This is a genomic window from Brevundimonas sp. (genome assembly GCF_024711105.1).
Taxonomy (GTDB): domain Bacteria; phylum Pseudomonadota; class Alphaproteobacteria; order Caulobacterales; family Caulobacteraceae; genus Brevundimonas.
Genome location: NZ_JANJTL010000064.1, coordinates 1 through 8036 on the forward strand (window position 1 = coordinate 1; position 8036 = coordinate 8036).

Here is an 8036-nt window from a genome sequence, read left to right on the forward strand (position 1 = left end):
GCGTCCTCTTCGCAGATCAGGGTGCCGGCGCCGTCCTGGCTGCCGGGCTTGAGCGCGCTCGACAGCACGCGCAGGGGCACCTTGTAGGCCATCGCCAGTTCGACCGAGCGCGTCTGCAGCACCTTGGCGCCCATGGAGGCCAGCTCCAGCATCTCCTCATAGGTGATGCGGTCGAGCATCCGGGCGCCGGGATCGATCCTCGGGTCGGTCGTGTAGACGCCCGGCACGTCGGTGTAGATGTCGCAGGGACAGCCGAGCGCGGCGGCCACCGCCACCGCCGACGTGTCCGAGCCGCCGCGCCCGAGCGCCGTCAGCCGGTTGACCTCGGTCACACCCTGGAAGCCCGGGATGACGGCGACGACGCCCGCGTCCATCGAGCGGCCTAGGGCCTCGGCGTTGATGTCCTGGATGCGAGCGCGGCCGTGCGCGTCGTCGGTGCGGATCGGCAGCTGCCAGGCCAGCCAGGAACGCGCGTTCACGCCCAGGCTGCGCAGCATCATGGCCATCAGGCCCGTGGTGATCTGCTCGCCGGAGGTGACGACCACGTCGTATTCGTCGTCGCTGGGCGGCAGCCCCTGCGCCGCCGCGCCGATCTGGTCGGCCCAGGCGACCATCTGGTTGGTGATCCCGGCCATGGCCGAGACCACCACCGCCACCTGCTTTCCGGCGCGGACTTCCGAGGCGACCAGCTCGGCCGCCGGGCGAATGCGCTCGAGGTACGTCATCGACGTCCCGCCGAACTTCATCACCAGTCGCGACATGCCGTCCGTCAGCCCCAAACCGCTTGCCTGCGGGCGATAGGCCGTCCATCACGCGGGCGCAATGGCCGCCGCCCCGCAAACGCCCGCTTCCAGCATCGACCCGAACGAGGTCGCCCGCTTCTCGGCCCTGGCCGAGCGCTGGTGGGACGCCACCGGCCCGTTCGCTCCGCTGCACCGGTTCAATCCGGTCCGCCTCGGCTTCATCCGTGACCGCGCCGCCGAACGCTTCGGGCGCGACCCGAAGGCGCCGCGCCCGTTCGAAGGCCTGAGCCTGCTCGACATCGGCTGCGGCGGCGGCCTGCTGTCCGAGCCCATGACCCGGCTGGGCTTCAAGGTGACCGGCGTGGACGCCTCGGAGCGCAACATCGGCGCGGCTCGTGCGCATGCGGAGGCGCAGGGACTGGACATCGACTACCGCGCCTCGACCGCCGAGGGGCTCAAGGCCGAGGGCGTCGGCCCGTTCGACGTAGTGCTGAACATGGAGGTGATCGAGCACGTCGCCGACCCGAGCGCCTTCCTGATCGACACGGCCTCGCTGGTGGCGCCCGGCGGCATGATGATCGTGGCCACCCTGAACCGGACCTTGAAGTCCCTGGCGCTCGCCAAGGTGGGGGCGGAATACGTCCTGCGCTGGATCCCGGCCGGCACCCACGATTGGAGCAAGTTCCTCAAGCCCGAAGAACTGCGCAGCTTCATCTCCGGCCACCCCTACGACATCGCGGGGCCCTATGGCGTGGAGTACCGACCCCTGGAGGGGCGCTGGACCGAAACGACGGACGTCTCGGTCAACTACATGATGGTCGTAACCCCCGCCTGACGCCCGCTTCCGCCCCGAGGTCGCCTCGGGCATAGTCGGCCGGAACGGGAGTGCCGGACATGGCGATACAGGCGCGAGGCTATCTCAGGCAGGTGCTGGCCGACGACGAGGCGGTCCTGCTCATCACCCGACCCCATTGGCTGGTCCTGCTCGGAAAGACCCTCCTCTGGATCGTGCTGACCGCGGTCTGCGTCTTCGGCGCCATCTGGCTTTACACCACCGGCTCGACCTACTGGCTCTGGGGCCTGGCCAGCGCCCTTATCCCGCTGGCCTTCTGGACCTGGGAGCACCTGGTCTGGGCGAACCGGATGAACGTGCTGACCAGCCGGCGAATTCTCCAGATGGAGGGGGTGCTGAACAAGCAGGTGGCCGACTCCCTCCTCGAGAAACTCAACGACGTGAAGACCGAGCAGAGCTTCATCGGCCGCATCTTCGGTTATGGGGACATCGAGATCCTGACCGCCAGCGAGCAGGGGGCGAACTCGCTTCACATGATCAACGACCCCTTGGGCTTCAAGCGCGCCATGCTGAACGCCAAGGAGCGGTTCCAGGACGAACATCCCGGCGCCCACTGACGGCGCCGGGCCGGATCAGACCGATCCTTCCTGGGCGCGGCTCCTGAGAGCGCGGGTGGGCCGGTTTCGGTCGTCAGGGGCGGCGGCCTGGAAGATTCGCCGGAAATCCTCGCGCTTCTGGTGGATGGAGGCCAGGACGAGTCCCATGGGCACGCCGAGGTCGACCAGGGTGTTCTCGGCGAGCTGCAGGCTGGCCTCGGTCGTTTCAGGCACCGCGTCCGTGACGCCCAGGCGATAGAGCCGCGCGGCATGGCGCTCGTCGCGCGCCCGCGCAATGAGGATCAGGTCCTCACGCACCTCGCGGGCGGCCCGCACCACCTCATCGACCTTGGTCGGCGCATCCATGGTGACGACGATCGCCTGGACGTCCTCGACGCCGAGCCGCCGCAGGATTTCGGGCCGGGCCGCGTCGGCATACCAGACCCCCTCTCCGTTGCGGCGCGCGGCGGCCACCAGGACCGGATCGGAGTCGACCGCCGTGAAGGACACGCCGTGCTCGCGGAGCAACTCGCCGACAAGACGACCCACCCGCCCGTAGCCGACGATCACCACGCGAGCGAGCGGTTCCTCGACGCCCTCGGGTGCGGACGGCAGCACCGGCTCGGCCTTCATGCGCCGGTTCAGGCGCGGCGCGATCGCGGCCAGGATCGGGATCAGGAAGATGCTGAGCGTCGCGGCCAGCAGCACGCCCTGGGAGAAGGCGCGCGGGACGACGCCCGCACCCATGGCTTCCGACAGGATGACGAAGGCGAACTCGCCGCCGGGGCCGAGCACCAGCGCGGTCTCCAGCGCGGCGGCGGTGCTCAGGCGGAAGGCCTTGGCGATGGCGAAGATCGCCGCGGCCTTGAGCGCGATCAGGCCGAAGGCCAGACCGACCACCGTCAGGGAGTGGGCCGCGATGGCGTCGAGATCGAGTCCGACCCCGACCGAGACGAAGAAGACGCCGAGCAGCAGCCCCTTGAAGGGCTCGATCGTCACCTCGACCTCGCGCCGGAACTCCGTCTCGGCCAGAAGCAGGCCGGCCACGAGCGCGCCGATCGCCATCGACAGGCCGCTGATCTGGGCGGCGATCCCCGTGCCGAGCACCAGGAACAGGCTGGCGGCGAGGAACATCTCGGCGTTGCGGGTCTTGGCGACTGACCGGAACATCGGGCGCAATGCCAGGCGACCGAGCAGCACGATCACCGCGAGACCGACCACGGCAGGCACCAGGCTGAGCAGGCCGGTGCGGATCGCCTCGGGGCTAAGCCCCTCCTCGCCGGTCGCGGCGCCCGCCGCGAGCACGGTGATCATGACCAGGATCGGAGCCACGGCCAGATCCTGGGCCAGCAGGACCGAGAAGGCGGCCCGTCCAGACGGCGTGCGGAGCCGACCGCGCTCGGCCATGACCGGCATTACGACAGCCGTGGACGACAGGGCGAGCGCCAGCCCCAGCACCACCGAAGCCGCCAGGTCCTGGCCCATCAGGGAGAACACGGCCGCCAGCACCGCCGCGCAGACCAGGATCTGGGTCACGCCCAGACCGAACACAAGCCGACGCATCGAGCGCAGGCGCTCCCACGACAGCTCGAGCCCGATCATGAACATCAGGAAGACCACGCCGAGCTCCGACAGGAGCGCCATCTGTCCTCGGTCGGTGATGGTGATCAGGCCGATCCACTCGAACTCTCCGGCGAACCGGCCCAGGCCGTCCGGGCCCAGCAGCACGCCGGCGGCGAGGAAGGCCAGGACCGGGCTGATCTTCAGCCGGCTGAACAGGGGCACGAGGATGCCCGCCGCGGCCAGGAAAACGACGATGTCCTTGTATTCGGTGGGAGCCGGTCCGTGCGTCATGGCCGCACTAAAGCACAGGAGATGCGCGCCCCGCGCGCGCGGCTGAACCGCGCATGAAAATTATTTAAGACCGGAGTCCGGGAACCGGCCTCTATGGTGGCCGAGACGCCGAAGGAGCGCCGCGCAGCCACTCCAGCGCGAAGATCACGAGGAAATCCCAGATGAAGAAATCCATCCTGCTGGCCGCCAGCGCCCTGACGCTTGCGTGGGCCGGCGCCGCCTCCGCCCAGCACGACGACCGCGTCTGCCTGGACCAGACCTGCGACATGGTCTCGCTGTTCGGGCTCGAAGCCTCCGCCCAGGGTCCGGCCGTCGGCCGCATCGAGGGCGTCGAGGCGCCGAGCTTCGGGACCTGGGGCTTCGACCTGGCGGGCCGCGACACCTCGGTGCATCCCGGCGACGACTTTTTCCGCTTCGCCAACGGCGCCTTCATGGACGCCCTGGAGATTCCGGCCGACCGGACCCGCTACGGTTCCTTCGACATGCTGCGCGAGCTGTCCGACAACCGGATGATGGCCCTCGTCCAGGAATTCGCGGCGGCCGAGGGGCTGGACCCCGCGTCCGACGAGGCCAAGGTCGCAGCGCTCTACAGCAGCTTCATGGACCAGGCCCGAATCGACCAGCTCGACGCCCAGCCGATCCAACCTCTGCTGGAGCAGATCCGCGCCGCTGACAACCGCGCCGAGATCGCCGCCTTCATGGGCCGGGCTACTGGCGGCTTCGGCCGCACCCTGTTCGGCACCTTCGTCAATGACGACGCCCGCAATCCGGAGGTTTACGAGGCCTATCTGGGCCAGTCGGGCCTCGGTCTGCCGAACCGCGACTTTTATCTGGAAGAGCGGTTCGCGCCGAAGCTCGCGGCCTATCGCGCCTATGTGGAGCAGATGCTGGCCATGGCTGGCTGGGAGAACGCCGCTGCCTCGGCCGACGCCATCGTCGCCTTCGAGACGCGTCTGGCCCAGGCGCACTGGACCCAGACCGAGAGCCGCAATCGCGATCGCACCTACAACCCGATGAGCGTGGCCGAACTCGAAGCCGCCGCCCCCGGCTTCGACTGGCGCGCCTTCCTCGGCGCCGCGGGCTATGGCGACCACGACCGGTTCATCGTGTCGCAGAACACCGCCTTCGGCCCGATGGCCCAGGCCTTCGCCGAGACGCCGCTCGAGACGCTCCAGGCCTGGCAGGCCTTCCACGTCACCGACCAGGCGGCCCCCTACCTGTCGCAGCGCTTCTCGGACGCCAACTATGCGTTCCGGCTGCGCGAACTCGGCGGCCAGCCCGAACAGCGCACCCGCGAGCGCCGCGGTGTGTCCTTCGCTGAAGGCGTGATGGGCGAGCCGCTGGGCCGCGCCTATGTCGCCCGCTGGTTCCCGCCGGAGAGCCGCGCGGAGATGGAGGAGCTGGTCGAGAACCTGCGCCGCGCCATGGCCGCCCGCATCCAGACGCTGGAGTGGATGAGCCCGGCCACCCGCCAGGAGGCGCTCGACAAGCTGGCCCAGTTCAACGTCAAGATCGGCTACCCGGACGAATGGCGCGACTATTCGGGCCTGGAGGTCCGCGCCGATGACCTGTTCGGCAACGTCGCCCGGTCGCGCGCCTTCGAATGGGCCTATCGCCTCAATCGCCTCGGCGGCCCGGTCGATGAAGACGAGTGGGGCATGACGCCCCAGACGGTGAACGCCTACTACTCCTCGACCAAGAACGAGATCGTCTTCCCGGCCGCCATCCTGCAGCCGCCCTTCTTCGATCCGGACGCCGATCCGGCGGTGAACTACGGCGGCATCGGCGGAGTCATCGGTCACGAGATCGGCCACGGCTTCGACGACCAGGGCCGCAAGTCCGATGGCACAGGCGCGCTCCGCGAATGGTGGACGCCCGAAGACGAAGCGCGGTTCGAGGCCCAGACGGCGATCCTCGGCTCCCAGTACGACCAGTACGAACCGCTGCCGGGCTTCCGCGTCCAGGGCGGCCTGACCATGGGCGAGAACATCGGCGACCTGGCCGGCGTGACGCTCGCGCTTGAGGCCTACCGCCTGTCGCTGAACGGGGCAGAGGCCCCGGTGATCGACGGCACGACCGGCGACCAGCGGGTCTTCTACGGCTGGGCCCAGGTCTGGCGCGGCAAGTACCGCGATCCCGCCATGCAGCAGATGGTGGCCACCGACCCGCACAGCCCGCCCCAGTTCCGCGTCATCGGCCCGATGCGCAACATCGACGCCTGGTACGAGGCCTTCGGCGTGACGCCGGAGCATCGCTACTACCTGTCCCCGGAGGACCGCGTCCGCCTCTGGTAGGCGCCGAAGTCTCCTGAGAAAGGGCCGGAGTGCGCTCCGGCCCTTTTTTTACGCCCAGGCAGCCGGATGCGGCGGCACGGCGGCTTTGCCTGACCCCGCGTCACGTTGACAGGCCGGGACGCGCGCGCCATGGCTCCCGCCACGTTTCCGACAGCTACGCGAGCGCGCGAATGAAGGTCCTGGTCCCGGTCAAGCGGGTGATCGACTACAACGTCAAGGCGCGGGTGAAGGCCGACGGCACCGGCGTCGACCTGGCCAACGTCAAGATGAGCATGAACCCCTTCGACGAGATCGCCGTCGAGGAGGCCGTGCGCCTGAAGGAAGGCAAGGAGCACCATGCGGCGGGCACGGCGTCCGAGATCGTGGTCGTCTCGATCGGCCCGGCCCAGGCGCAGGAGACGATCCGCACCGCGCTCGCCATCGGCGCCGACCGGGGCATCCTGATCCAGGCCGACCAGGACCTGGAGCCGCTGGCGGTGGCCAAGCTGCTCAAGGCGGTGGTCGAGGAGGAGAAGCCGGACCTTGTCCTGATGGGCAAGCAGGCCATCGACGGCGACAACAATGCGGTCGGCCAGATGCTGGCCGCCCTGCTCGACTGGCCGCAGGCGACCTTCGCCTCCAAGGTCGAGATCAGCGGGGGCAAGGCGACCGTGACCCGCGAGGTGGACGGCGGCCTGCAGACCCTGGCCATCGACCTGCCGGGCGTGGTGACCACTGACCTGCGCCTGAACACGCCGCGCTATGCGTCCCTGCCCAACATCATGAAGGCCAAGAAGAAGGAGATCGCCACCAAGGCGGTCGCCGACTACGGCCTCGATGTGGCCCCGCGCCTGAAGGTGCTGAAGGTGGCCGAGCCGCCCAAGCGCGGCGCGGGCGTCAAGGTGACCGACGCCGCCGACCTGGTCGCCAAGCTCAAGACCGCGGGAGTCCTCTGATGGCCGTTCTCGTCATCGCCGATCACGACGGCGCGTCGCTGCGCGACACCACCCACAAGACCGTCACGGCCGCCAGGGCCCTGGGCGGAGAGATCGACATCCTGGTGCTGGGCGAAGGCGCCAAGGGCGTGGCCGAGGCCGCCGCGAAGATCGACGGCGTGCGCAAGGCGCTGGTCGCCGAAGGCGCGGGGCTGACCAACCAGCTGGCCGAGGCCGTGGAGGCCACGGTGGTTCCGCTGGCCGGCGGCTATGACGCCATCCTGGCTCCGGCCTCGACCGACGGGAAGAACTACGCCCCGCGCATCGCCGCCAAGCTGGACGTCGCGCCGATCTCGGAGATCGTCGAGGTGGTGTCGGCCGACACCTTCGTGCGGCCGATCTATGCGGGCAACGCGCTGGAGACCATCCAGTCCTCGGACGCCAAGAAGGTCATCACCGTGCGCCCGACGGCGTTCACGGCGGCCGGCGAGAGCGGCGGCTCCGGGACGGTCGAGACCGTGCAGGCGGGATCGGCCAAGGGCTCGACCTTCGTCTCGGAAGAGAAGACCAAGTCGGACCGGCCCGAGCTGGGCGGGGCCAAGATCGTGGTCTCGGGCGGACGGGCCATGGGCTCCGCCGAGGAGTTCAAGGCGGTCATCGAGCCGCTGGCCGACAAGCTGGGCGCCGCCGTCGGCGCCTCGCGCGCGGCGGTGGACGCAGGCTACGCCCCGAACGACTACCAGGTCGGCCAGACCGGCAAGGTTGTGGCCCCGGCCCTCTATGTCGCCGTCGGCATCTCGGGCGCCATCCAGCACCTCGCCGGCATGAAGGACTCGAAGGTC

General features: G+C 69.5%; 7 protein-coding genes. 5 read left to right on the plus strand and 2 right to left on the minus strand.

What is annotated here, in order from left to right; translation table 11 throughout:
- Window positions 1-761: aspartate kinase (locus Q0M60_RS05255; protein WP_296816859.1), on the minus strand; the 761-nt coding region annotated here is incomplete at its 3' end.
- 61 nt (window positions 762-822) lie between these two features.
- Between Q0M60_RS05255 and ubiG the strand changes: the two genes are divergently transcribed.
- Window positions 823-1578 carry a bifunctional 2-polyprenyl-6-hydroxyphenol methylase/3-demethylubiquinol 3-O-methyltransferase UbiG gene (ubiG, locus tag Q0M60_RS05260; RefSeq protein ID WP_296816862.1) on the plus strand — a complete coding sequence of 252 codons (756 nt, stop codon included), beginning with the start codon at window positions 823-825 and terminating at the stop codon, window positions 1576-1578.
- Between the two features lie 59 nt (window positions 1579-1637).
- A complete protein-coding gene (locus Q0M60_RS05265; RefSeq protein WP_296816865.1) occupies window positions 1638-2153 on the plus strand; it encodes a PH domain-containing protein in 516 nt (171 codons plus the stop codon).
- Between the two features lie 15 nt (window positions 2154-2168).
- On the opposite strand, the gene Q0M60_RS05270 is transcribed toward Q0M60_RS05265, so the two are convergent.
- A complete protein-coding gene (locus tag Q0M60_RS05270; RefSeq protein ID WP_296816867.1) occupies window positions 2169-3986 on the minus strand; it encodes a cation:proton antiporter in 1818 nt (605 codons plus the stop codon).
- A 161-nt stretch (window positions 3987-4147) separates the two neighbouring features.
- Between Q0M60_RS05270 and Q0M60_RS05275 the strand changes: the two genes are divergently transcribed.
- The 3 genes from Q0M60_RS05275 to Q0M60_RS05285 all read left to right on the plus strand — a co-directional run.
- Window positions 4148-6280: a M13-type metalloendopeptidase gene (locus Q0M60_RS05275; protein ID WP_296816870.1), complete on the plus strand. Its 2133-nt coding sequence runs from the start codon at window positions 4148-4150 to the stop codon at window positions 6278-6280.
- Window positions 6281-6450: 170 nt separating this feature from the next.
- Window positions 6451-7215 (plus strand): electron transfer flavoprotein subunit beta/FixA family protein, encoded by a 765-nt coding sequence (locus Q0M60_RS05280; protein ID WP_296816873.1) that lies wholly within the window; start codon window positions 6451-6453, stop codon window positions 7213-7215.
- Window positions 7215-8036 (plus strand): electron transfer flavoprotein subunit alpha/FixB family protein (locus Q0M60_RS05285; RefSeq protein ID WP_296816876.1); only part of this gene is annotated, 822 nt, incomplete at its 3' end. The genes Q0M60_RS05280 and Q0M60_RS05285, both read left to right, overlap by 1 nt.

What these genes read in the sequence shown, in the direction of transcription:
- ubiG (WP_296816862.1), top strand. Translation starts at nt 823, where the DNA reads ATGGCCGCCGCCCCGCAAACGCCCGCTTCCAGCATCGACCCGAACGAG.
- Q0M60_RS05265 (WP_296816865.1), top strand. Translation starts at nt 1,638, where the DNA reads ATGGCGATACAGGCGCGAGGCTATCTCAGGCAGGTGCTGGCCGACGAC.
- Q0M60_RS05270 (WP_296816867.1), bottom strand. Translation starts at nt 3,986, where the DNA reads ATGACGCACGGACCGGCTCCCACCGAATACAAGGACATCGTCGTTTTC.
- Q0M60_RS05275 (WP_296816870.1), top strand. Translation starts at nt 4,148, where the DNA reads ATGAAGAAATCCATCCTGCTGGCCGCCAGCGCCCTGACGCTTGCGTGG.
- Q0M60_RS05280 (WP_296816873.1), top strand. Translation starts at nt 6,451, where the DNA reads ATGAAGGTCCTGGTCCCGGTCAAGCGGGTGATCGACTACAACGTCAAG.